The sequence below is a fragment of the Micromonospora citrea genome (genome assembly GCF_049629545.1).
GTDB lineage: Bacteria > Actinomycetota > Actinomycetes > Mycobacteriales > Micromonosporaceae > Micromonospora > Micromonospora citrea_A.
The window spans coordinates 276,154-297,985 of sequence record NZ_JBNADX010000001.1 but is presented as its reverse complement, the minus strand read 5'-3'; the positions used below and the strand labels follow the sequence as shown (position 1 = coordinate 297,985).

Sequence of the window (21,832 nt, the reverse complement as noted above, 5' to 3'; positions counted from 1 at the left end):
ACGGACCGGCGGTTCCGCTGACGGGCGCGGCCGGTGGTGCGTACCGTCCGGTCGACATGAGACCCGCCACCCTCGCCGACCGCCGCAGCGCCGACCGGCAGCCGAGACGGGACCGGGGCGACCTGGTCGTGCTGGGCGTCGAGGCGGCGCTGCTGCTCGCCGCCGTGGCGGTCGGCGCGGTGCTCAACCACCGGGGCGTGGGCCTGCACGCCGACGCCGCTCCGCTCTACGCCACCTGGCAGCCGCACGCCGGCTGGGGCACGCCGGCCGCGGTGCTGGTGGCGCTCGCCGTGCTCGGTCCCGGCACGCGCTGGGCGCGGACCGCCCGGTGGGGGCCGCTGCTGGCCGCCGGCTGGCTGGCGGCGACCGCCTGGACGCTCGCGCTGGCGCTGGTCGACGGCTGGTCGGCGGGGTTCACCCGGCGGCTCACCGTGCAGGCGGAGTACCTGCACGAGGTGCCCGGAGTGACCGACGTGCCCCGGATGCTGGCCGGTTTCGCCGACCGGATCCTCGACTTCCAGCCGGACTCCTGGTCGACCCACACCGCCGGGCACCCGCCGGGCGCGTTGCTGGTCTTCGTCGGGCTGGACCGGGTCGGCCTCGGTGGCGGCACGGCCGCCGCGCTGGCCTGCGTCCTGGTCGGGGCGACGGTGACGGTGAGCGTCCCGGCCGCCCTGCGGGCGCTGGGCGCGGCCGACGCGGCCCGCAGCGTGCTGCCGTTCCTGGTGCTGCTGCCGGGCGCGGTCTGGGTGGGCGCCTCGGCGGACGGCCTCTTCACCGGCGTGGTCGCCGCCGGGCTGGCCCTGCTGGTGGTGCGCGGACCGGGCGCGGCGCTGGCCGGCGGACTGCTGCTCGGCTGCGCGCTGTACCTGTCGTACGGTTTCGTGCTCGTCGGACCGCTCGCCCTGGCGGCGCTGGCGTTGCGCCCGACGGGCCGGGCCCGGGCCCTGCTCGCCGGGGCGGTCGGGGTCGGCGCGGTGGTGGTGGCCTTCACCCTGGGCGGTTTCGCCTGGTGGGAGGGGTACGACCGGGTGGTGCAGCGCTACTACCAGGGCTGGGCCGCCGACCGGCCGTACGTCTACTGGATCTGGGCGAACCTGGCGGCGCTGCTGCTCTCGGCGGGGCCGGTGCTCGGGCCGGCGGTGCGGCGCACCCTGCTGGCCGCCCGGGCGGGCCGGTGGGGCGCCACGGCCGACGGCGCGCGGGCAGGTCGGTGGCGGTGGTCCGTGCCCGCCGACCGGGTCCGGGCGCTCGGCCCGACGGTCGCCCTGCCGGCGGCCGCCGCGCTGGCGGTCGTCGCGGCGGACCTGTCCGGGATGAGCAAGGCCGAGGTGGAGCGGATCTGGCTGCCGTTCGTGGTCTGGGCGCTGGTCGCCACCGCGCACCTGCCCGCACCGGCCCGGCGCTGGTGGTTGGCCGGGCAGGCGGCCACCGCGCTGGCCGTCAACCACCTGCTGTTCACCGTCTCCTGAGCGCCGCCGGCCGGATCGGCCGGCCAAGCAGGCCGGGTCAGCCGGCCACGGCGGCCGGGTCGCGCAGCGGGTCGGTGGCGAAGGCGGTCACCCCGTCGACGAAGCCGACCACGGCGGTGTAGCCGAGCAACTCCCGCGCCCGGCGGGGGTCGGCGACCACGTGCCGCACGTCGGCCGCCCGGGCCCCGCCGACCACCACCGGGGCGGGGCCGTCCATCGCCGAGGCGAGCGCTGCCGCGAGGTCGCCGACGGTGTGCGGCTCACCGGAGCAGACGTTGACCGGGACCAGGCCGTCCGGCGGCGGCGCGGTGAGCGCCAACAGGTTCGCCCGTGCCACGTCGGTGACGTGCACGAAGTCCCGCCGCTGCCGGCCGTCCTCGTACAGCCGGGGCGGCTGCCCGTCGGCCAGGGCCGAGCGGAAGATCGAGGCCACCCCGGCGTACGGGGTGTCGCGGGGCATCCGGGGGCCGTAGACGTTGTGGTACCGCAGCGCCCACACCCCGCCGCCGGTCTGCCGGGCCCAGGCGGCGGCCAGGTGTTCCTGGGCCAGCTTGCTGGCCGCGTACGTGCTGCGCGGTTCCAGCGGGGCGTCCTCGCCGACCAGACCGGGGGCGAGGGTGCCGGCGCAGTGCGGGCAGGTCGGGTCGTACCGGCCGGCGGCCAGGTCGGCGGGGCGGCGGGCGGTGGGACGGACGGCCCCGTGCCGGCCACACTCGTAGCGCCCCTCGCCGTAGACCACCATGGAACTGGCCAGCACCAGGCGGGACACCCCGGCCCGGTGCATCGCGGCGAGCAGCACCGCCGTGCCGTAGTCGTTGTGGCTGGCGTAGTCGGGGGCGTCGGACGGGTCGAGCCCGTGTCCGACCATGGCCGCCTGGTGGCAGACCGCGTCGACACCGGACAGCAGCCGGTCGAGCAGCACGGGATCGCGGACGTCCCCGACGACCGGGGCGTGCCGGCGGGACCACTCGGGCAGCCCGCCCCCGTGTGCCTGGGGCAGCAGCGCGTCCAGGCACACCGCCTCGTGCCCCTCGGCGACGAGCAGGTCCGCGACCTGCGATCCGATGAAGCCGGCCGCGCCGGTGACCAGTACCCGCATGCCGGTCAGGCTAGGCCGGCCGCGGTGCCCGGCGGGCCGGTTCGGCGACGACGTCAGCACTCCGTAAGGCACCGCCGGTAAGCCTTCGGTAATGCGGCGAAGCGGATCCGCCGGCGGCGGCGACGTCTAGCGTTCGGGATGACGTCCTGCCCACGAGAGGCGGGAGTCGGCGACCGACAGGAGGTCCCGTGTCCACGCCGCCGCCCGATCCACCGCCGACCGCCGGCCACGGCGGGTCCGCCCGGCGAGGCGATCCCGGTGGTCCGGGCGCCGCCGGGTCCGGCCGACCGGACGCGCCCACCGGGTACGCCGTGCCGGCGCGGCTGTGGCGGGCGCTGGACCGACGCCGTCCGCCCGGTGCCGACGCCGTCGCCGACGCCTGGCGCAGCCCGGTACGCGGTGAGTGGCTGACCTCGGTGCTCGGTGCGGTGCTGCTCGCCACGCTGCCGCTGGTGATGCTCACCGGCCTGCTGGACTGGATCGCCTACGGCCCCCGCCTCGACCAGGCGTTCCCGCGCGACGTGGGTTGGCTGCGACCGCCCGTCTTCGACTGGCCGACCCGTCCGGCCTGGCTGTTCCGGCTCACCCAGGGGCTGCACGTGACGCTGGGGATCGTGCTGGTCCCGGTGGTGCTGGCGAAGCTGTGGTCGGTGGTGCCGAAGCTGTTCGCCTGGCCGCCGGCCCGCTCGACGGCCCAGGTGCTGGAGCGGCTGTCGCTGCTCCTGCTCGTCGGCGGGATCCTCTTCGAAACGGCCACCGGCCTGCTCAACGTCCAGTACGCCTACCTGTTCGGGTTCGACTTCTACACCGCGCACTGGTACGGCGCCTGGGTCTTCACCGCGGCCCTGGTCACCCACGTGGCGATCAAGCTGCCCCGGCTGGTCGCCGCGCTGCGCGGGCCGGGCCTCACGGGTACCCCGGTCGGACGGACCGGGCCGGAGCCGGCGGATCCGGACGGTCTGGTGGCCCGACGGCCCGGCCCGGCGACGATGAGCCGGCGCGGCGTACTGGCGTTGACCGGCGGCGGCGCGGCGCTGCTGGCGGTGCTGACCGTCGGGCAGAGCCTGGACGGCCCGCTGCGCCGCACGGCCCTGCTGCTGCCCCGGGGCCGGCAGCCCGGCGAGGGACCGAACGGCTTCCCGGTCAACCGGACCGCCGCCGCGGCCGGTGTCGGTGCCGACGAGACCGGCGACGGGTGGCGGCTGACGCTGCGTGCCGCCGGGCGGACGGTCGAGCTGGACCGGCCGGCGCTGCTGGCGATGGCCCAGCACACCGCCCGGCTGCCGATCGCCTGCGTGGAGGGTTGGTCGACCACACAGACCTGGACCGGAGTACGGCTGCGTGACCTGGCCGCCCTGGCCGGCGTGCCCGCGCCGGACACCGCGCGGGTCCGTTCGCTGGAACGCGCCGGCCTGTTCAACCGGGCCGCGCTCACCGCCGGCCAGGTCCTCGACGGCGATTCGCTGCTCGCGCTGCGGGTCAACGGGGTCGACCTCTCCCCCGACCACGGCTGGCCGGCGCGGATCATCGTGCCGGCGCTGCCGGGGGTGCACTGCACCAAGTGGGTCCGGGAGATCACCTTCGAGGGGGCCGGCGGTGGTTGAGTTCCGGCGTCGCTACGGCGCGGCCCCCTGGCACCTGCTGCTGCTGTTCGGCTGCTTCGCGGTCACCGGCGGGATCGCGCTGCGGCTGGCCGGGGAGCCGACCGCCGGGCGCATGCTGCTCTGGTTCCTCGGCGCGGTCGTCGCCCACGACCTGCTCCTGTTCCCGGCGTACGCGCTGGCGGACCGCGCCCTGCGGCGTGCTTTACGCCCGGACGACGCGCCCCGCACGCCGGGCGACGAGCCCGGCGTGGCCGGGCGGCCGGGCGACGCGCCGGTGCGGGACGGCGGGCGGCCGTCGGCGCTGAACCACGTGCGGGTCCCGGCGCTCGCCGCCGGACTGCTCCTGCTGGTGTACCTGCCGGGTGTGCTCGGGCTCGGCGGCGACACCTATGCGGCGGCGACGGGTCTGACGCCCAGCCCGCTGCTGGACCGCTGGCTGGCGCTCACCGCCGTACTCTTCGCCGCCAGTGGGGCGATCTACGCGCTCCGCCGGCTGCGGGGCGGCCGGGCCGGGGCCTGACCGACGCCGTCGCGGCTACGGGCGGTGTCCCGGCCCGGGGCACCTCTGATCGGGGTCGGGCGGTCAGGGACCGACCGGCACCCGGGCGGTGACCGGCCGGCCGGTCACCCGGCGCAACGCCAGGTACGCCTCGCAGCCGAGGCAGAGGTCGAAGGCGACGTTGAGGAAGGCGGCGGCGAGCGCCGCGCCGGTCGCCGCCAGGGCGAGCACCGGCGCGCCGGTCAGCGCTCCCGCGATCGCCAGCAGCGTGAAGACCAGCCCGACGAGCTGCGCGAAGCGCACCGGAGCGGCGGGTTCGAGTTCGGTCGGCGGGTCGAGCCGCGGCGCGACGAGCACCCGCCAGGCCAGCGAGTACGGGCCGAGACGCGGGTTGGCGGCGGTGAGCGCGAAGACTGCCGCCTGGGCGAGCAGCACCGGCACCGCGCCGGTGACCAGCGCGGCGGCGAGGACGACGGTGGTGACGGCCGCGGCGAACCGGGGCGCGCGAGGATCGAGCAGCATGCGGGGATTCCGTTCGGCGACGAGGGCGCGACCGCCCGGACCGGTTGGACCGGCGGGCGCGCGGGGGCGGAGACGTCAGGCGGAGCGGAAGCCCGGACAGAGGCTGGCCGAGAGCCAGCCGTGGTCCACCGTGCGCCGGCGGGTCAACCGCACGCCGGTCATCGCCGGGCCTGCGTCAGCAGCGGCCGCAGGGCGGCGGTCAACTCGTCGGGGGCCGGCACCCCGGCGGCGCGGCGCACCACGCGACCCGCGCCGTCGACCAGCAGCACGGTGGGGGTACGCCAGACGTCCAGCGCCCGTGCCGCGTCGAGGTGCCGCTCGGCGTCGACCTCCAGCAGGCGTACCCCTCCGACGTCACCGGTGACCTGTTCGAGCACCCGTCGGGTGGCCCGGCAGGGCGCGCAGACCGGGGCGGAGAACTGCACCAGGGTGACCTCGCCGGACCGTACGCCGAGGGTGTCGAGCGCGGCGTGGCCGGGCGCGGCGGCTGACGCGGCGCGGAGCCGGCCGTCGCGACGCCGACGCCACACGCCGAAGGCGGTGGCGGCCATCAGGACGGCCACCACCACGACGACCCCGGTCATCGACACGCGCACCGCTCCAGCCTGCCACAGTCGTCGTCGGGGCGTCCCGACCGTCCCGCCGGCCGGGAGCCCGCGCCGGGGCAGGTCGGCCTCGGACGGCCGGCGGGGTGCGGGCCCGGTCAGCTCATGGTGGCGAGCAGGTCCCGGCAGGCCCGCTCGCAGGCGCGGCAGGCGTCGGCGCAGATCCGGCAGTGCTCGTGCATCTGGGCGTGGGCGGCGCACTCGTCGCCGCAGGAGCGGCAGGCCGTGGCACACGCCTCCACCAGGGCGCGGCTCAGGTTGGCGTCATAGCCGGTGTGTCGGGACAGCACCCGGGCGGTGGCGGCGCAGACGTCGGCGCAGTCGAGATTGGTCCGGATGCACTTGGTCAGCTCGGCGACCATCTCCTCGCTCAGGCAGGCGTCGGCACAGGCGGTGCAGGCCTGCGCGCAGGCGTTGATCGCCTCGATGGCCGCCGCCAGCTTCGCCCGGTCCAGGTCGATGGTCCGCGGGTAGGTCTCCAGCATCGGCATGGTCGTGGTCATGGTCGGCCTCCTGCTCGTCTCGTGGAATCTCCTTCCGATGCCGTACCCGACCGGCCGGAGGCCATGCCGGATGCGGTCGTCCGGAGGCTGCGAGCGGCCACCCGTCCGGGCGGACCGGAGCCGGACGACCGCCCGGCGGGTCCGGACGGCCGTAGCGTGGACGGACGCGGGGGGAGCCGGGACGCCGTGGGAGGGGACCGACGATGCACGGCACGGGAATGGCGGGCTGGATGTGGATCTGGCCGCTGCTGGTGGTGGCCGCCCTGGTGGTCCTCGCGGTGCTGGTGGTCCGGGCCGTCGCGGGAGGTCCGCAGCCGAAAGCCCGCTCCGCCCGGCAGATCCTCGACGAACGCTACGCACGCGGCGAGATCGACGAGGAGGAGTACCGGCGCCGCCGCGACGCCCTCGGCTGAGCGGGGGCGTCGCGGCGGCGGTCGGGGCGCGGTGCGGTCCGTCTCAGCGCCGGCCCGGGGTGAGCCGGACCCGGCGCAACAGCTGCGCGTTGAGCGCCACCACGATGGTGGAGGCGGACATCAGCACCGCCCCGACGGCGGGGCTGAGCGCGACGCCGGCCCAGGCGAGCGCACCGGCCGCGAGCGGGATCGCCACCACGTTGTACCCGGCGGCCCAGGCCAGGTTCTGGATCATCTTCCGGTACGACGCCCGGGACAGCCGGATCACCCCGGTGACGCCGCGCGGGTCGGAGGAGGCGAGCACCACCCCGGCGGACTCGATCGCCACGTCGGTGCCGGCGCCGATGGCCACCCCGACGTCGGCGCGGGCCAGGGCGGGGGCGTCGTTGACGCCGTCGCCGACCATTGCCACGGTCAGTCCCCGGGCCTGCAGGTCGGCCACCGCCCGGTCCTTGTCGGCGGGCAGCACCTCGGCGAAGACCTCGTCCACGCCGGGGCGGAAGCCCAGGTCGGCGGCGACCGCCTCGGCGACCGGCCGGGCGTCACCGGTGATCATGACGATCTTCCGGACGCCCTGGTCGCGCAGCTCGGCGATCGCCTCGCGGGCCTCGGGGCGCACCTCGTCCTCCAGGGCGAACGCGCCGACCGCCGTCGGCCGGCCGTGCGTCGGCAGCCGGAGCAGGTGCAGCACCGCCGCGCCCCGACGGGACCACCCCTCGGTCGCCGCGACCAGGTCCTGCGGCACGGTCACGTCGAGTTCGCGCAGCAGCGCAGGGCCGCCGACGGCGTACGCCTCGTCCCCCACCACGGCGCGGACGCCGCGACCGGTCATCGAGCGGAAGTCACCGGCGGCCGGGACGGGCCCGCGCGCCTCGGCGGCGGTGACGATCGCCCGGGCCAGCGGGTGCTCGCTGTCGGCCTCCACCGCGGCGGCGATCCGCAGCGCGTCGTCCTCGTCGAGGCCGTCGGCCCCGACGGCTCCGGTGACGGTGTGCGCGCCCATGGTCAGGGTGCCGGTCTTGTCGAACAGGACGGCGTCGACGGTGCGCATCCGCTCCAGGGCCAGCCGGTCCTTGACCAGGATGCCGGCCCGGGCCGACACCGCGGTGGAGAGCGCGATCACCAGGGGGATGGCCAGCCCGAGGGCGTGCGGGCAGGCGATCACCAGCACCGTCACGGTCCGGACCACCGCCTCGTCGACGTCGCCGAACGCCCACCAGCCGACGAAGGTGACCAGCGCGGCGACGGTCGCGACGTAGAAGAGCATCGCGGCGAACCGGTCGGCGAGCGCCTGGGCCCGGCCGCTGGACGCCTGCGCCTGGGCGACGAGCCGGCCGATCCCGGCCAGCGCGGTGTCCTCGCCGACGGCGTCGACCCGGACCCGCAGCGCCGAGTCGGTGGCGACGGTGCCGGCGACCACCCGGTCACCCACGCCCCGCGGCACCGGGCGGGACTCGCCGGTGATCATCGACTCGTCCAGTTCGGCGGCGCCCGCCACGATCCGGCCGTCGGCGGGGACCCGCCCGCCGGAGCGGACCAGGACCACGTCGCCGATGCCCAGGTCGGCCACCGGCACCGGGCGCACCGCGCCGTCCGGCTCGACCCGCTCGGCGTCGTCCGGGAGCAGGGCGGCCAGCGCGGCGAGCGCGCCCTGCGCCTGGCCGATCGCCTTCATCTCCTGCCAGTGGCCCAGCAGCATGATGGTGACCAGGGCGGCCAACTCCCACCAGAAGTCCAGGTCGAACGCGCCGAGGCTGGTCGCCAGCGAGGCCCCGTACGCGACCGTGATCGCCATCGAGATCAGCAGCATCATGCCCGGCGCCCGGTCGCGGACCTCGCGGACGCCGCCGGCCAGGAACGGCCAGCCGCCGTAGCCGAAGACCACCGTGCCGAGGACCGGGCCGACCCAGGCCATGCCGGGGAAGTCGAGGGAGTAGCCGAACCAGTCCATGACCATGTGGCTGGTCGCCACGATCGGCAGGGTCAGGGCCAGGCTCAGCCAGAACGTGCGGCGGAACTGCTCCGGGTCGTGCCCGGCGTGCTTGTCGTGGCCGGCGTGGCCGTGCCCACCCGCGTGACCGTGGTGCCCGGCGTGGCCGTGGCCGCCGTGCGCACCCGCTCGACCGTGGCCGCGGGGGCGGCCGTGCCCGTCCGCGTGACCGTGGTCGCCGGCTGCGGCGTGGGACGCCGAGTCGGGCCCGTCGCGGCGCGGGTGGGATCCGGAGTCGTGCGGGTCGTGCGAGGACGTGGCCACCGCCGCGCCGTGGGTGCCGTGGTCGTGGGATCCGTGCCGGTGAGTCGTGTGCTCGTCAGTCATGCCGTCCACCTCCGCACCTGACGCTATACCCCTAGGGGGTATGCCGCAAGTACCCCCTGGGGGTACCTGGCTCCGACTCCGGCCCGGCGGCTCCCTGACCTGCGCATCGACCGGCGCCACCGGCGGACCGGCCCCCCGGTGAGCCGGCTCACGGACCTCCGGCCCTGTCCGGCGGGACTTCCCCGGCGGCATGCTCCCGTCGGAACAGGAATTCGACGGGCGGAGTGTCATGCGCGTGGTGTCGGAAACGGAGTTGGCGGCGGCGTTCGGGCGACTGCCCGACCGGCCACGGGTGGTGGCCGGCGGCAACCACGCCGCGCCGATGCGGGCCCTCGGGCTGCTGGACGCCGCCGTCGAGCGGTACCGGCTGTACATGCTCAACGCCCCGCGCGGCATCCCCGACCGGGAGGGGGTCGACTACGAGACGTCCTTCGTCGGCGCCGGCATGCGCGGGCACCCCCGCCTGTCGTACCTGCCGAGCCGGCTGTCCCTGGTGCCGGCGCTGCTGCATGACCGGCTCGCGCCCGACGTGGTGCTGCTGCACACCACGGTGCCGCACGGCGGCACCCTCAGCCTCGGCGTCGAGGTCAACATCCTGCCGGCGGCGATCGAGGCGGCGCACGCCCGGGGCGCCCTGGTGGTCGCGCAGGCCAACCGGCAGATGCCGGTGACGTACGGGGACGCGATGCTGCCCCTGGACGCGGTCGACCTGGTGGTGGAGGTCGACGAGCCGCTGCCGGTGCCCGCCGCCACCGAGCGCGACCCGGTCAGCGCGGCCATCGGCGCGCGGGTGGCCACCCTCGTGCCCGAGCAGGCCACGCTGCAACTCGGCATCGGCGGCATCCCCGACGCGACCCTGCTGGCGCTGACCGGCCGGCGAGGGCTGCGGATCTGGTCGGAGATGTTCAGCGACGGCGTGCTGGCCCTGGAGAAGGCCGGCGCCCTGGACCCGGACGCCCCGGTCACCGCCTCCTTCTGCTTCGGCTCCGACGAGCTGTACGACTGGGTCGACGGCAACCCACGGGTACGGATGCTGCGAACCGAGCAGACCAACGACCCCGGACGGATCGCCCGGAACCCCCGCCTGGTGTCGGTGAACAGCGCCCTGGAGGTGGACCTGTTCGCCCAGGCCAACGCCAGCCGGATCGGCACCCGGGTCTACTCCGGCTTCGGCGGGCAGACCGACTTCATCGTCGGCGCGCTGCACTCCCCCGGCGGGCAGGCGATCGTGGCGCTGCGGTCCTGGCACCCGAAGGCGGACGTGTCCACCGTGGTCCCGCTGCTCTCCGGGCCGGTGACGTCGTTCCAGCACAGCGCGATCGTCACCGAGCAGGGGTGCGCGGCGCTGTGGGGTCGGGACGCCGTCACGCAGGCACAGGAGCTGGTCGACCGGGCCGCCCACCCGGACGCGCGCGACGGGTTGCGCGAGGCGGGTCGGCGGCTGGGGCTGCCGTTGCGCTGAGCGCTCACCTCGGCTCGTCGTCGTGCGTCCAGGCGGCCAGCCAGCTCTGGTTCTCCCGGGCGATCGCCTCCTCGCAGGCCCGTACGAACGCCCCGGCGGCGGCGGGCGTCCGGTCCGCCGTCGCCTCCCATCCCTCGAGCAGCGCGCGCAGCTGCCGGGCGGTCGCCAGGTACGACACCACCAGGTGCTCGTACCGGGCGGCGGAGACGTGCGCGGTGAGCGACGCGCCCACCACCGTCACCACCGCGACCCACGCGCCGACGCCACCGGCTCCGGTCGTGGCGGCGACCGCCCCGAGCGCCGCGCCGAGGGCCGCGACGACGAACTCCGCCGTCCGGAACCGGGTGAGCCGGCGCTGGTGCCGAGCCGCTCCGGCACGGTAGTAGCCGTCGATCTGGGGGCGCAGCCGGCGGGCGGCGTAGTCGTCACCGTCGCGCACGGCGGGCAGCGGGGTGTCGGCGTCGGCGACGGTCAGCGTCAGGCCGGCCAGGTCCGCCACGTCGTCCTCGACCGCCCCGGCCACGGCCCTGAGCCGCTGGTCGCGGTCCGGCCCGTCGTACGGCTGCGCACCGGCGAGGTGGAGGTACACCTGCGCCTTGAGGGCCTCGCTGGTGGCCCGGACCCGGGTCCACGCCTCGACCCGGTCCCTACCGAGGCGGGACACCCGCACCACCGGGACGACGGCCAGCGCCACCGCGCTCAGCAGGGCCATCGCCCGCCCCACCGGGCTGCCCGGCCCGACCTGCACGGCGGCGGTGGCCAGCACCGCGCCGCAGAGCCCGGCCGCCAGCGCGGCGCCGCGCCAGATCACGATGCTCCGCTTGACCGCGCCCGCCGCCCGGGACCACCGCCGGTGCTCCCGCCACACACCCGCCACGGCGGACGTGTCGACCTGCTCCATCCCCACCACCCCCCTGCCTCCCTCGCCGGCGCCGGCTCCGGGGACCACGGTCCGTCGGCCCGGTGGCGTCACCCGGCCGGCGGGCCGGGCGGCTCCGTCCACTCGGGATCGCCACGATTCCAGCATGCCCATCCAGATCAATGTCCGAAAGTTCCGGAGCGCCGGGCAGCCTTGCCACCCCAATCCGGGCCTATCCATACTTGTTGATGTTCCTGAGCCGGACATGATCGGGCGCCGGGCAGCCTCGATCGGAACCCCGACCCATCGGCCTATCCGGAGGAACCCCATCCCATGAGATCCAGGCTCAGACTGATCGGCGCCGCCCTGGCCGCCGCCGCGCTGACCGCGCTGGCCGCCGTGTCCGTCCCCGCGCCGGCATCGGCGGCCGCGCTGACCGAGGTGACGAACTTCGGCGCCAACCCCAGCAACCTCAGGATGTACCTGTACGTCCCGGACCGGGTCGCGCCGCAGCCGGCGCTGCTGGTCGCGGTGCACTACTGCACCGGCACCGGCCCGGCCATGTACTCCGGCACCCAGTACGCGGCACTGGCCGACCGGTACGGCTACATCGTGGTCTACCCGTCGGTGACCCGCAGCAGCCAGTGCTTCGACGTCTCCTCGCCGCAGGCGCTGCGGCGCGACGGCGGCAGCGACCCGGTCGGCATCAAGTCGATGATCGACCACGTCCGGCAGCGGTACCCCGTAGACCCGAACCGGATCTTCGCCACCGGCATCTCGTCCGGCGCGATGATGACCAACGTGCTGCTGGGGCTCTACCCCGACGTGTTCGCGGCCGGCGCCGCCTTCTCCGGCGTCCCCTTCGGGTGCTTCGCCACCACCAACGGCTCGGAGTGGAACAGCGAGTGCGCCAACGGTCAGGTCGTCCGGACCCCGCAGCAGTGGGGCGACCTGGTCCGCAACGCGTACCCGGGGTACACCGGCAAGCGGCCCCGGATGCAGCTCTGGCACGGCACGAACGACGAGGTGCTGCGCTACCAGAACTTCACCGAAGAGATCAAGCAGTGGACCGACGTGCACGGCCTGAGCCAGACGCCGACGTACACGGACACCCCGCAGTCCGGCTACACCCGCACCCGGTACGGGAGCAGCGGCGGCCAGGCGCCGGTCGAGGCGATCAGCATGCAGGGCGTGTCGCACAACCTGCCGGTCGACGCCGCCCAGGCGATCCGTTTCTTCGGCCTCGACACCAGCACCCCGCCCACCTCGCCGCCGCCCACCACGCCGCCGCCGAGCAGCCCGCCGCCCACGTCGCCGCCGCCCAGCAGCCCGCCGCCCACCACCCCGCCGACGTCCGGCCCGTGCCGGGTGGACTACACGGTCAACGCCTGGAACACCGGGCTGACCGCGTCGGTGACCGTCACCAACACCGGCACCATCACGGTCAACGGCTGGAGCCTGGCGTTCACCCTGCCGGCCGGGCAGACCATCACCAACGGCTGGAACGCGACGTACGCCCCGACGAGCGGAGCGGTGACCGCCCGTAACGTCTCCTACAACGGCACCATCGCGCCGAACACGTCGGTGACCATCGGCTTCCAGGCCACCCACACCGGCAACACCGCGCGGCCCACCTCGTTCACCCTCAACGGATCGCCCTGCGCGACCGCCTGACCCGACTCCGGTCGGCGGCGGCGGGCGTCGTGTCGCCCGCCGCCGCGACGGCGTCCGCCGTCGCGCGGGTCAGCCCGGCGGGGGCTCGCCGCCGGGGGGACCCGAATGGGCCCGGCGCGAGACCGCCACCAGCGTCGCCGTCACCGCGCCCCGGTTGTGCAGCGCCCGCAGCGGCAACGCGGCCAACCACAGCACGTCGCCGCACCCGACGATCTGGCGTGTGCCGCCCACCGCCTCCAACTCGACCTGGCCCTGCTCGACCACGACGATGGCGTCGCGCCAGTCGGCCTCGTCGTAGTCGAGCGCGCCGCCCGGCGGCAGGGCCACCACCCGCATCTCCATGTCCGGCCCGAGCCGGGAGTGCAGGAAGGAGAGCGGTCCCTCGCCGTCGTCCATCAGCGGGCGGCGCACGGGCCGGACGGGCAGGGGGCACCAGCGCGCGGGGGCCGCCCCGCCTGAACCACAGTCACGGACCGCTCTCCGCTTCGACTGGCGGCCTGGCGCCGCGTCCGACTCCGTTGGTGGTATGACGGCCGGGGGCCGGAAAACTCATCGCCGCGCCGCCCGTCCCGTCGACGTGGACGTCGGGGTGGGCATGGTCGATTCCGGTCACCGCAACTGCGCACGGACGAATAAGCGTCGTCACGTGGTGACACCTAGTGTGTTCGCTGAGTTGTCCGGCCCTTCTGGATGGAGTGCACACATGACAGTGGCCAAGGGGCACACCTCGCGGCGCGGTCTGATCGGCGCGATCAACGAGAGGCACCATCGCGCGGTTCTCGGGCTGTACATGGTCATCGTGCTGGGCCACTGGGCCGAGCACCTGGTCCAGGCGTTCCAGATCTGGGGTCTGGGCTGGGCCCGTCCCCAGGCACGAGGCGTGCTGGGCATGCCGTTCCCGTGGCTGGTCAGCTCCGAGTGGCTGCACTACGGGTACGCGATCGTCATGCTGATCGGCCTGTTCGCCCTGCGACCCGGCTTCGTCGGCAGGGCCCGCACCTGGTGGACGGTCGCCCTGGTGATCCAGTTCTGGCACCACGTCGAGCACCTGCTGCTGCTGGCGCAGGTCCAGATGGGCTTCCTGCTGCCCGGGACGACCGTCCCGACCAGCCTGGCCCAGCTCGTCGTGCCCCGCGTCGAGCTGCACCTGTTCTACAACTCCGTCGTCTTCCTCCCGATGCTGATCGCGATGTACCTGCACCTGCGGCCGAACGACGGCGAGCTGCGGCAGATGCAGTGCAGCTGCACCCACGAGAGCCGTCGGCGGCTGACCCTCGCCCCGTCCGCCGGCTGACCGGGGCCGTCTTGTCCGCCGGACGCCGTACCCTGGCCGTCGCCACCGCCCTGGCCGCCATCGGCATCGCCGTCGCAGTCGGGGCGGTCGCCCGGCAGTCGGACGCCACGCCGGCCCGGGTGCTGGCGGTGACCCCGGCCGACGGGGCCGCCCTGACGAGCACCCCGGACGAGGTCACCCTGCGGCTCTCGACCGGCGCCGACCCGGTGCTGTCGCACGTCACCGTCCGCGACAGCGCCGGGGCCACGGTCAACGACGGCCGGGTCAGGGCCGACGGGGAGCGCGGGTTGCGCCAGCCGGTCCGTCTCGCCCGGCCCGGCGACTACAGCGTCGCCTACCACATCACCTTCGCCAACGGGCAGGACGACACCGGCGTGCTGCGGTTCAGTGTCGGCACCGGCGTGGCGCCCCGGTCCACGGGCGAGATCCCCGACGCGATCACGGACAGCGCCGACCACGCCCACGGCGTCGACCCGGTGGGCGCCACCCTGCTGGTCGTCGACGGACTGGTGCTGCTCGCCGTCCTCGTCCTGCTGCTGCGCCGACGCCCGTCCGGCACACCGGACCCGGCCACCGTCGGCACACCGACGCCCGCCGGCCCGACCGCGTCCGGGCCCCGCGACCGAGGGCCGTCCGAGCCGCTGGGCGACTGACCGGCGTCCGTCTTCGGCGGCCGCCGGCCCGCTCCCCCGGCGGCCGCCGGACCGCCGTCCCCTTCACCCCGACGTCGCCCCTCCGGCACCCTCCGGATACGACGGTGGGGCCGGATGACGGGTGTCCCGCCAGCCGTGCACGATGCTGTCCGTGCGTACCGAGCGTCTGGGCTTCTCCGTCGAGTCCGTCCAGGCAGTGCCGGGCGGCCGGCAGCTGGAGGGTGAGCCGGGGTATCACCCGTGGCACCGGGCTCGCCCGGGTGACCGCTTCGACCGTGCCTGCTGCGAGCACGGCCGCGTATGGGGAGCACCACCGAGTCGGATTCTCCGCAGCACTGGTCGGCCTCCTCACCGGCGAGATCCGATCCGCATACCTGAGCCGTCGCCCCGGTGGACCGCACACCTATGGCCCATGACGAGCTGATCTCGGCATACAGCTCCTCCACAGGGGTGCCACTGGTCCGCCGACAGCCACCCGGACGGCACACCGCACCGAGGGTCGGTCCGCGGAAGCACGCGCCGCCCGACCCGACGGCGCGAACCGGCAGCACCGACGAGGGCCGAGGCGGCATCCGCCGGGCACACGGATCGGGCCGGGTGCGCGCGGCACCCGGCCCGATCGTGATCGGTGCGGTGGTTACGGCCGGCTGTGCCGGCGCGACGCCCGCCGGGGCGTACGCGACGCCGACCCGGACGGGGCGAGGCCCGGCGGGAGCAGCGCGGCGCCGTCCGCCGGCAGCTTGGCGGGGCCGGCCTTGCCGATGACGAGCGCACGTGTGCCGGAGCGACCGGGCAGCAGCCGCTCGGCGCCGGTGGCCGGCGGGACGGCCCGGTCCTGGGCCTGCGGGGTGCGGAACACGTCGGCCGACAGGTGGTCGCGGGGGATGTCGGTGTTCAGGGCGATGATGTCACCGAGCGACTTCCGATAGTCGATTTTGAAGGCGGCCCGGATCAGCGGCAGCAACGGGTCGTTGCCGTAGTGGAACCGGTCGCCGTCGCGCAGCGCGGTGAACTGCTTGCGCCAGATCGCCAGCTGCAACTCACCGAACTCCTTGCCCGGCAGGTTCGGCTCGGCCATCATGCCGACGAACGCGTCGAGCCGGTCCACGCTGCCGTAGACGGCCTTGAGCCGGGCCGCGAGCGGGGTACGGCGCTCCGCGCGCACGGCGTTGTCGGCCGCTGCCGTGGTGCGCCTGCCCTCGGCGTCGTACAACGCGGTGAAGTCCAGGCTGTCCAGGTCGTCGATCTCCGCGCCCGGGGTGAGCTCCGGGTCGGCCGGGAAGGACTCCGACGGCTCCCCGGTGATCGCCGCGAACGACGGCTTGGCCGGCAGGCCGTACGCGGCCCGCAGGTCGTTGTAGCTCGGCATGCCGTGGTCGCGGCTGCGGGCGATGTCGATCGCGCCCAGGTCGTTGCGACCCGGAAGGCAGGGCGGCAGGGCCGGGTCGTCCGAGCAGCCGGGGTTGCCCGGCACGGGGACGAAGAACGGGAAGCTGCGCAGCATGTTGCTGATCAGCTCGTCGTTGCGGGTCTGCGGGCGCAGCCCGACGCCGTGCAGCATCGGCCCGAGCTGGAGCAGTTCCAGCAGGTCCGGGTTGAAGAAGGCGTCCTCGCCCAGCGGGATCATCAGCCGGACGGTGTCGCCCTCGACCGTCACCTCGACGTCCAGCTCCCGCAGCCGGTCGAGGGTCGCCTCGCTGTAGCGGCCGACCTCCGCCTCGAGCCGGAAGTCACCGCGGATCTGGCTGTGCGCGCGGTACCCGACGGTGGCGAACTCGTTGCTCACCGAGACGTCCACGTCGGACTTGTAGCCCTTGTAGCGGGGCAGGTCGACGCCGAGCGACGGCAGGAACTGGGTGTAGGTGATGTACTGCTGCTCGGCGACGACCACCGCCCGGGCGATCTCGAACTTGTCCTGTTCGGACAGCCACTTCGGCAGCTGCGCGACGATGCGGTTGTGCTCCCGGGCGAACAGGGTCTGGATGGCCAGCAGCGCCGGGTTCTCGTTGGCCCGCTGGTCGCCGGTGACCGCCGCCTTCTCCGGGGTGTTGAACAGCTGCCCACCGGCGACCATGTTCGGCGCGGTGGAGGCGTCGCCCCGGGTGTCCCGCCGGGGCAGGTAGTTGCCGGGCATCAGCAGGGTGGCCTTGTTGTTGCGCGGGTCGCCGTCGACGGTGCCCTCGCGCAGCCAGTCCAGCCGGTCGGTGGCGTTGCCGTAGACGGCGGCCCCGTCGAGGTAGGAGCTGACCGTGTTGATCTGCTCCCGGGGGGTGGTGATACCGGTGCCGTCGGCCGGGCGGGACCGGTCGAACGGGACGATGCCGATGTCGTTGCGGAACGACTCCATCGGATCGGCGTTGTCGAACACGATGTTGCGGGTCTCACCGGGCGGGCTGACCAGCCGCCGGCCGAGCCGCTGGGCGATGGTGTGGTCGACGAACTGGCCCCACACGAAGCCCCACTGGCTGACGCCGTTCGGCGAGTAGATGTTCTGGTCGACGTCGTTGAAGATCCGGTTGCTGACGTACCGCTCGGGCGGCAGGTCGACGATCTCGTTGAGCCCGTCGGCGTACCAGGCCGGCCCGACCCGGGGGTAGATGGTGTCGATCTTTCCCCAGCTGGGATTCGCCCGGTTGTTGCCGGACCCGTCGATGCTCTGCACCTCCCAGAGGCCGAGTATCCGGTCCGGGCGGGCGGCGCCGGCGTTGGCCGGACCGCTCAACCCCACACCGGCAGCCACCACGAGGGCGACGACCGCGGCCTGGGCCGCCTTGGCAGATCGGGCCCGGCCACGCCGGCCCCGTGCGACTGCACGCATGCCCATCTCCTCCCCTTTGACTAGACGAACACGATGGGCCGGAGACCCGGCCACCCCGCCACCGGACGTCCGTCCGGGCGCGACAGGTCAGGTCGACCGGCGGGTACGACCGGGCGTCGCGTGGCGTCGACGGGCGAGGCCGCCGAGCGCCGGGTACGGCTGTCGATCTCCCCGGTAGTGTGGACGCCACCCGGGGATGGCGCTTCTTCCGCCGTGCGCAGCGGGCCGGCCGGCGCATCCGGTCACCGACGCGTCCCCACCCACCCGTCGGTCCGGCAGCGGTTCGGCCACCGCCGCGGCGCGGCGGGTCACGGCCGGCCGGCGGGGGACGGCCGCGGCCCGACGAGGGGCCGACGCTCCGACGACCAGCCGTCGACGTCGTTGTCGGCGTTGAGGATCGCCTGGTGCAGGCGCTGCACCGGCGGGCCGGGTTCGAGGCCCAGTTCGGTGACGAGGTTGCCCCGTACCCGGTGGAAGACCTCCAGGGCCTGGGCCCGCCGGCCGCTGAGGTGCAGCGCCCGCATGTACTGCGCGTGCAGCCCCTCGTGCAGCGGGTTCTCCACGGTCAGGGCGGCCAGTTCGGTCAGCACCTCGCGGTGCATGCCCAGCCTCAGCTCGGCGTCGACCAGGTACTCCAGGGTGACCAGCCGGGACTCCTCCAGCTGCCGGCGGCGCGCCTCCAGCAGTCGTCCCACGGGCACGTCGACCAGCGCCCGGCCCCGCCACACCCGCATCGCCTCGGCCAGGTGCCGCACGGCCCCGTCGTCGTCCCCGTCGGCCAGCGCCTGCCGCCCCCGCAGGGCTAGCAGTTCGTAGCGGCGCAGGTCCAGGCCGGTCAGTCGGCTGCGCAGCAGGTACCCGCCGGCCCGGGTGACCAGCAGGTCGTTGCTCACCTCCGCCACCGACCGGCCGGTCGCGGCCGCGAAGTGCTTGCGCAGGTTGAGGATGTACGTCTGCACCGTGGTCGACGCGCTGGCCGGCGGCTCGTCCCCCCACAGCTCGGTGCTCAGCGAGGACGCGGGCACCACCTGGTCGGCGTGCGCGATCAGCACGGCGAGGACGTTGCGCACCTTCGGCGCCGTCGGCGTCCAGGCGACGCCCCGCACCCGTACGGACAGCGGCCCGAGCACGGCCATGTCGATGAGTTGACCCGTAGCTTCCACGCGCGCCCCTGATCGGCTGGACTTGAGCGGATCCTTATGGTCATCGGCGGCCCGTCGCGCCTGCATCTTCTACCGTGCCGGCCGCCGCCGTGCCGTGCCAGGACGCCTCGAGCGAGATGCGACCGGCCGTCGAGCGTGGCCTTCCTACGCTTGCCGACACCGGTCGGCCCGTCGGCGTACCCGAGGTGGCCGCCGGCCGCCCACCTGCGCGCCGCGGAAGTGGGCCGGGACGGCCCCGAGCCGGCCCGCGCCGGCAGTCCCCTCGCACCGCCGTCGGTCCGGTCTCACCGGGACGTCGTGGCCCCGCCCGGCCCGGCCGTGGCGCGCCGGGCGGCGGCCCGGCCCACCGGCCGACCGGGGCCGAGAGGAGGGTGTGCCGATGACCGACGGGACGAGCACCGAGGGGACGAGCCGCCGGGCGCGGTCGGGCCACCGGCCGGGCCGGGGCGCCGGCGACCGGCCGGGCACGACGGTCGCGGTGCTGGGCGCGACCGGCTGTGTCGGCCGTGCCGTCTGCGCCGCGTACGCCCGGCGGGGTGACCGGGTCCTCGCCATCGCCAGGACGGCGCCGCCCGGCGGCGACCACCCGTTCCTCGCCCTGGACGTCGCCGACACCGCCCCGGCCGACCTGGCCCGGATCCTCGGCGACGCCGGGGTGGACACGGTGGTCAACGCCGCCGGCGGCTGGGCGCGCACCGAGGAGCTGAACCGGGGACACGTCCAGCTCGTCCGCCGGCTCGTCGCCGCCGTCGGCGCGACGCGGACCCGGCCCCGGCTGGTGCACGTCGGCTCGGTCCACGAGTACGGCCCGATCGCCGAGGGCACCAGCGTCAGCGAGACCGCCGAGGTCCGCCCGGACACCGCGTACGGCCGGGTGAAACTGGCCGGGAGCCGGATCGTGCTGCGGGCCGCGCAGGCCGGGTCGGTGGACGCCGTGGTGCTGCGGGCGGTGAACGTCTACGGCCCGTACACCACCCCGGCGAGCTTCCTGGGGACGCTGCGCGACCGGCTGCGACGGGCCGGCCCGGAGGGGTTGACGGTGACCGTCGCCGCGGCCCGCCGCGACTTCGTCGACGCCCGCGACCTGGCCGAGGCGGTGGTGCTGGCGGGCCGCGCGCCGGTCACCGGAGAGGTGATCAACATCGGACGCGGTGTGGCCGAGGACGTGCGGGAGCTGGTCCGGGTGCTGTTGGAGACGGCGGGGCTGCGGCCGGACGCCGTGCCCCTGGTCGACGCCCCGGTGCCCAGCAACGGGGGCGCGTGGACCCGGGCCGACATCGGCCGGGCCCGACGCCTGCTGGGGTGGCGGCCCCGGGCCGGGGTGCGGGAGTCGATCGAGGCGCTCTGGGAGCAGGGCTGACAACGGGTGTGCCGATCGGGGCGCTTGGGGAGGAGGGTGGAAAATGGTTGTTCTGGCGGCTGGGTGACCGGCCGCCGGCACGGGTACGCCGGTGGCGGGAGAGCGGACTCCCGCCGTGGTCGCCGCGTCAGTGCCGCCCGGTCACGAAGGTGCGGACGGTGTCGATCACGAAGTCGGCCATCTCCAGCGTGATGCCGGGGTACACGCCGATCCAGAAGGTGTGCTCGGTGACGAAGTCCGAGTTGGCCAGGTCCCCCACGATCCGGCACGGCACGTCCTGGTAGGCCGGGTGCCGGGTGAGGTTGCCGGCGAAGAGCCGGCGGGTGCCGATCCTGCGCTCCTCGAGACGCGCCACCAGCTGCTGCCGGGTGAACGGCGCCTCGGGCCGGACGCTGATCGGGAAACCGAACCAGCTCGGGTCGCTGTCCGGGGTCGCCTGCGGCAGCAGCAGGCCGGGCAGGTCGGCCAGGCCTTCGTAAAGGCGGCGGAAGTTGCGCCGCCGGGTCTCGATGAACTCCGGCAGCCGGCGCAGCTGGCTGAGCACGAGCGCGGCCTGCGGATCGGTGGCCTTCAGGTTGTAGCCGACGTGCGAGTAGACGTACTTGTGGTCGTAGCCGGCGGGCAGGGTGCCCAGCTGGTAGTCGAACCGCTTGAGGCAGGTGTTGTCGGTGCCGGGCTCGCACCAGCAGTCCCGGCCCCAGTCGCGCAGCGACTCGACGATGCGGGCCAGCTCCAGGCTGCCGGTCAGCACGCAGCCGCCCTCACCGGCGGTGAGGTGGTGCGCCGGGTAGAAGCTCACCGTGGTCAGGTCGCCGAAGGTGCCGGTCAGCTTGCCACGGTACGTCGAGCCGACCGCGTCGCAGTTGTCCTCGACGAGGAACAGGTCGTGCTCGGTGGCCAGGTCGGCGATCTCCGCGACCGGGAACGGGTTGCCCAGGGTGTGCGCGATCATGATGGCCCGGGTACGCGGCGAGATCGCCTCGGCGACCCGCTCGGCGGTGGTGTTGTAGGTGCCGAGCTCCACGTCGACGAAGACCGGCACCAGACCATTCTGCAGGATCGGGTTGACCGTGGTCGGGAAGCCGGCGGCCACCGTGATCACCTCGTCGCCGGGGCGCAGCCGCGCCTCTCCCAGCTTCGGCGAGGTCAGCGCGGTCAGTGCCAGCAGGTTGGCCGACGAGCCCGAGTTGACCAGGTGCGCCTTGCGCAGCTTGTAGTAGGCGGCGAACGCGCTCTCGAAGCGCCGGGCGCTGATCCCGGCGGCGATCCGCATGTCCAGCGCCGCCTCCACGAAGGCCGCGCGGTCGTCCTCGTCGAGCACCGCACCCGAGGACAGGATCGGGGTCACCCCGGGGACGAAGTCTCCCGGCTCCTGCTCCCGGTGGTACTTGCGGGTCTGTTCGAGCACCAGCGCCTTCAGCGACGTCATATTCGCGCCCCCTCCGCTCCACGTTGCGTACGCCCATGGTCAACGGCGCCGGTCGAGGATGCGTCGAGGAACGGTGGAGGCACCGC

19 protein-coding genes are annotated in these 21,832 nt (G+C 74.9%); 9 read left to right on the top strand and 10 right to left on the bottom strand.

All coding sequences use genetic code 11. The annotated features are described in order from the left end of the window. Positions 1-56 precede the first annotated feature (56 nt). A complete protein-coding gene (locus tag ACPFP2_RS01230; protein ID WP_424085158.1) occupies positions 57-1,472 on the top strand; it encodes a hypothetical protein in 1,416 nt (471 codons plus the stop codon). Between the two features lie 37 nt (positions 1,473-1,509). On the opposite strand, the gene ACPFP2_RS01225 is transcribed toward ACPFP2_RS01230, so the two are convergent. Then, a complete protein-coding gene (locus tag ACPFP2_RS01225) occupies positions 1,510-2,571 on the bottom strand; it encodes an NAD-dependent epimerase/dehydratase family protein (RefSeq protein ID WP_424085156.1) in 1,062 nt (353 codons plus the stop codon). Positions 2,572-2,882: 311 nt separating this feature from the next. Between ACPFP2_RS01225 and ACPFP2_RS01220 the strand changes: the two genes are divergently transcribed. After that, positions 2,883-4,175, top strand: a complete 1,293-nt coding sequence (locus ACPFP2_RS01220; RefSeq protein WP_424085676.1) for a molybdopterin-dependent oxidoreductase — start codon at positions 2,883-2,885, stop codon at positions 4,173-4,175. Then, positions 4,168-4,695, top strand: coding sequence for a hypothetical protein (locus tag ACPFP2_RS01215; protein WP_424085154.1), 528 nt, complete (start codon positions 4,168-4,170; stop codon positions 4,693-4,695). The genes ACPFP2_RS01220 and ACPFP2_RS01215 overlap by 8 nt, the downstream gene beginning before the upstream one ends. Positions 4,696-4,758: 63 nt before the next feature. Here the strand turns inward: ACPFP2_RS01215 and ACPFP2_RS01210 are convergent, their stop codons facing one another. From ACPFP2_RS01210 to ACPFP2_RS01200, 3 genes are all read right to left on the bottom strand, one after another. Beyond that, positions 4,759-5,196 (bottom strand): DUF4395 domain-containing protein, encoded by a 438-nt coding sequence (locus ACPFP2_RS01210; protein ID WP_424085152.1) that lies wholly within the window; start codon positions 5,194-5,196, stop codon positions 4,759-4,761. 158 nt (positions 5,197-5,354) lie between these two features. Then, a complete protein-coding gene (locus ACPFP2_RS01205; protein WP_424085150.1) occupies positions 5,355-5,792 on the bottom strand; it encodes a TlpA family protein disulfide reductase in 438 nt (145 codons plus the stop codon). 107 nt (positions 5,793-5,899) lie between these two features. Then, positions 5,900-6,304 carry a four-helix bundle copper-binding protein gene (locus ACPFP2_RS01200; RefSeq protein ID WP_424085148.1) on the bottom strand — a complete coding sequence of 135 codons (405 nt, stop codon included), beginning with the start codon at positions 6,302-6,304 and terminating at the stop codon, positions 5,900-5,902. A gap of 203 nt (positions 6,305-6,507) precedes the next feature. Here ACPFP2_RS01200 and ACPFP2_RS01195 point away from each other — a divergent pair, with 203 nt between their 5' ends. Beyond that, complete coding sequence (locus ACPFP2_RS01195; protein ID WP_424085146.1) at positions 6,508-6,717, top strand: SHOCT domain-containing protein; 210 nt, start codon at positions 6,508-6,510, stop codon at positions 6,715-6,717. A gap of 43 nt (positions 6,718-6,760) precedes the next feature. Here ACPFP2_RS01195 and ACPFP2_RS01190 read toward each other — a convergent pair whose 3' ends face one another. Next, complete coding sequence (locus tag ACPFP2_RS01190) at positions 6,761-9,034, bottom strand: heavy metal translocating P-type ATPase (RefSeq protein WP_424085143.1); 2,274 nt, start codon at positions 9,032-9,034, stop codon at positions 6,761-6,763. 229 nt (positions 9,035-9,263) lie between these two features. On the opposite strand from ACPFP2_RS01190, the gene ACPFP2_RS01185 reads away from it, so the two are divergent. Next, the gene (locus ACPFP2_RS01185) at positions 9,264-10,496 is read left to right on the top strand and encodes an acetyl-CoA hydrolase/transferase family protein (protein ID WP_424085141.1); all 1,233 of its coding nucleotides are present in this window, start codon (positions 9,264-9,266) and stop codon (positions 10,494-10,496) included. 4 nt (positions 10,497-10,500) lie between these two features. On the opposite strand, the gene ACPFP2_RS01180 is transcribed toward ACPFP2_RS01185, so the two are convergent. After that, a complete protein-coding gene (locus ACPFP2_RS01180; RefSeq protein WP_424085139.1) occupies positions 10,501-11,397 on the bottom strand; it encodes a DUF4231 domain-containing protein in 897 nt (298 codons plus the stop codon). A 291-nt stretch (positions 11,398-11,688) separates the two neighbouring features. On the opposite strand from ACPFP2_RS01180, the gene ACPFP2_RS01175 reads away from it, so the two are divergent. After that, a complete protein-coding gene (locus tag ACPFP2_RS01175) occupies positions 11,689-13,029 on the top strand; it encodes a PHB depolymerase family esterase (protein WP_424085137.1) in 1,341 nt (446 codons plus the stop codon). A gap of 69 nt (positions 13,030-13,098) precedes the next feature. Here the strand turns inward: ACPFP2_RS01175 and ACPFP2_RS01170 are convergent, their stop codons facing one another. Next, positions 13,099-13,440 (bottom strand): hypothetical protein, encoded by a 342-nt coding sequence (locus ACPFP2_RS01170; protein WP_424085135.1) that lies wholly within the window; start codon positions 13,438-13,440, stop codon positions 13,099-13,101. Positions 13,441-13,732: 292 nt separating this feature from the next. Here ACPFP2_RS01170 and ACPFP2_RS01165 point away from each other — a divergent pair, with 292 nt between their 5' ends. Next, a complete protein-coding gene (locus tag ACPFP2_RS01165) occupies positions 13,733-14,323 on the top strand; it encodes a hypothetical protein (RefSeq protein ID WP_424085133.1) in 591 nt (196 codons plus the stop codon). A gap of 11 nt (positions 14,324-14,334) precedes the next feature. Further along, positions 14,335-14,976 (top strand): copper resistance CopC family protein, encoded by a 642-nt coding sequence (locus ACPFP2_RS01160; RefSeq protein WP_424085131.1) that lies wholly within the window; start codon positions 14,335-14,337, stop codon positions 14,974-14,976. A 637-nt stretch (positions 14,977-15,613) separates the two neighbouring features. Here ACPFP2_RS01160 and ACPFP2_RS01155 read toward each other — a convergent pair. Next, entirely contained in the window at positions 15,614-17,794 is a 2,181-nt protein-coding gene (locus ACPFP2_RS01155; protein ID WP_424085129.1) for a peroxidase family protein, read from the bottom strand. Positions 17,795-18,102: 308 nt separating this feature from the next. Continuing rightward, complete coding sequence (locus ACPFP2_RS01150; protein WP_424085127.1) at positions 18,103-18,957, bottom strand: AfsR/SARP family transcriptional regulator; 855 nt, start codon at positions 18,955-18,957, stop codon at positions 18,103-18,105. A gap of 379 nt (positions 18,958-19,336) precedes the next feature. Between ACPFP2_RS01150 and ACPFP2_RS01145 the strand changes: the two genes are divergently transcribed. Continuing rightward, positions 19,337-20,317 carry an NAD-dependent epimerase/dehydratase family protein gene (locus tag ACPFP2_RS01145; RefSeq protein ID WP_424085125.1) on the top strand — a complete coding sequence of 327 codons (981 nt, stop codon included), beginning with the start codon at positions 19,337-19,339 and terminating at the stop codon, positions 20,315-20,317. Positions 20,318-20,444: 127 nt separating this feature from the next. On the opposite strand, the gene rfbH is transcribed toward ACPFP2_RS01145, so the two are convergent. Further along, positions 20,445-21,746 (bottom strand): lipopolysaccharide biosynthesis protein RfbH, encoded by a 1,302-nt coding sequence (rfbH, locus tag ACPFP2_RS01140; protein ID WP_424085123.1) that lies wholly within the window; start codon positions 21,744-21,746, stop codon positions 20,445-20,447. Positions 21,747-21,832: the final 86 nt, after the last annotated feature.

What these genes read in the sequence shown, in the direction of transcription:
- ACPFP2_RS01230 (WP_424085158.1), top strand. Translation starts at nt 57, where the DNA reads ATGAGACCCGCCACCCTCGCCGACCGCCGCAGCGCCGACCGGCAGCCG.
- ACPFP2_RS01225 (WP_424085156.1), bottom strand. Translation starts at nt 2,571, where the DNA reads ATGCGGGTACTGGTCACCGGCGCGGCCGGCTTCATCGGATCGCAGGTC.
- ACPFP2_RS01210 (WP_424085152.1), bottom strand. Translation starts at nt 5,196, where the DNA reads ATGCTGCTCGATCCTCGCGCGCCCCGGTTCGCCGCGGCCGTCACCACC.
- ACPFP2_RS01200 (WP_424085148.1), bottom strand. Translation starts at nt 6,304, where the DNA reads ATGACCACGACCATGCCGATGCTGGAGACCTACCCGCGGACCATCGAC.
- ACPFP2_RS01195 (WP_424085146.1), top strand. Translation starts at nt 6,508, where the DNA reads ATGCACGGCACGGGAATGGCGGGCTGGATGTGGATCTGGCCGCTGCTG.
- ACPFP2_RS01190 (WP_424085143.1), bottom strand. Translation starts at nt 9,034, where the DNA reads ATGACTGACGAGCACACGACTCACCGGCACGGATCCCACGACCACGGC.
- ACPFP2_RS01185 (WP_424085141.1), top strand. Translation starts at nt 9,264, where the DNA reads ATGCGCGTGGTGTCGGAAACGGAGTTGGCGGCGGCGTTCGGGCGACTG.
- ACPFP2_RS01180 (WP_424085139.1), bottom strand. Translation starts at nt 11,397, where the DNA reads ATGGAGCAGGTCGACACGTCCGCCGTGGCGGGTGTGTGGCGGGAGCAC.
- ACPFP2_RS01175 (WP_424085137.1), top strand. Translation starts at nt 11,689, where the DNA reads ATGAGATCCAGGCTCAGACTGATCGGCGCCGCCCTGGCCGCCGCCGCG.
- ACPFP2_RS01165 (WP_424085133.1), top strand. Translation starts at nt 13,733, where the DNA reads ATGACAGTGGCCAAGGGGCACACCTCGCGGCGCGGTCTGATCGGCGCG.
- ACPFP2_RS01155 (WP_424085129.1), bottom strand. Translation starts at nt 17,794, where the DNA reads ATGCGTGCAGTCGCACGGGGCCGGCGTGGCCGGGCCCGATCTGCCAAG.
- ACPFP2_RS01145 (WP_424085125.1), top strand. Translation starts at nt 19,337, where the DNA reads ATGACCGACGGGACGAGCACCGAGGGGACGAGCCGCCGGGCGCGGTCG.
- rfbH (WP_424085123.1), bottom strand. Translation starts at nt 21,746, where the DNA reads ATGACGTCGCTGAAGGCGCTGGTGCTCGAACAGACCCGCAAGTACCAC.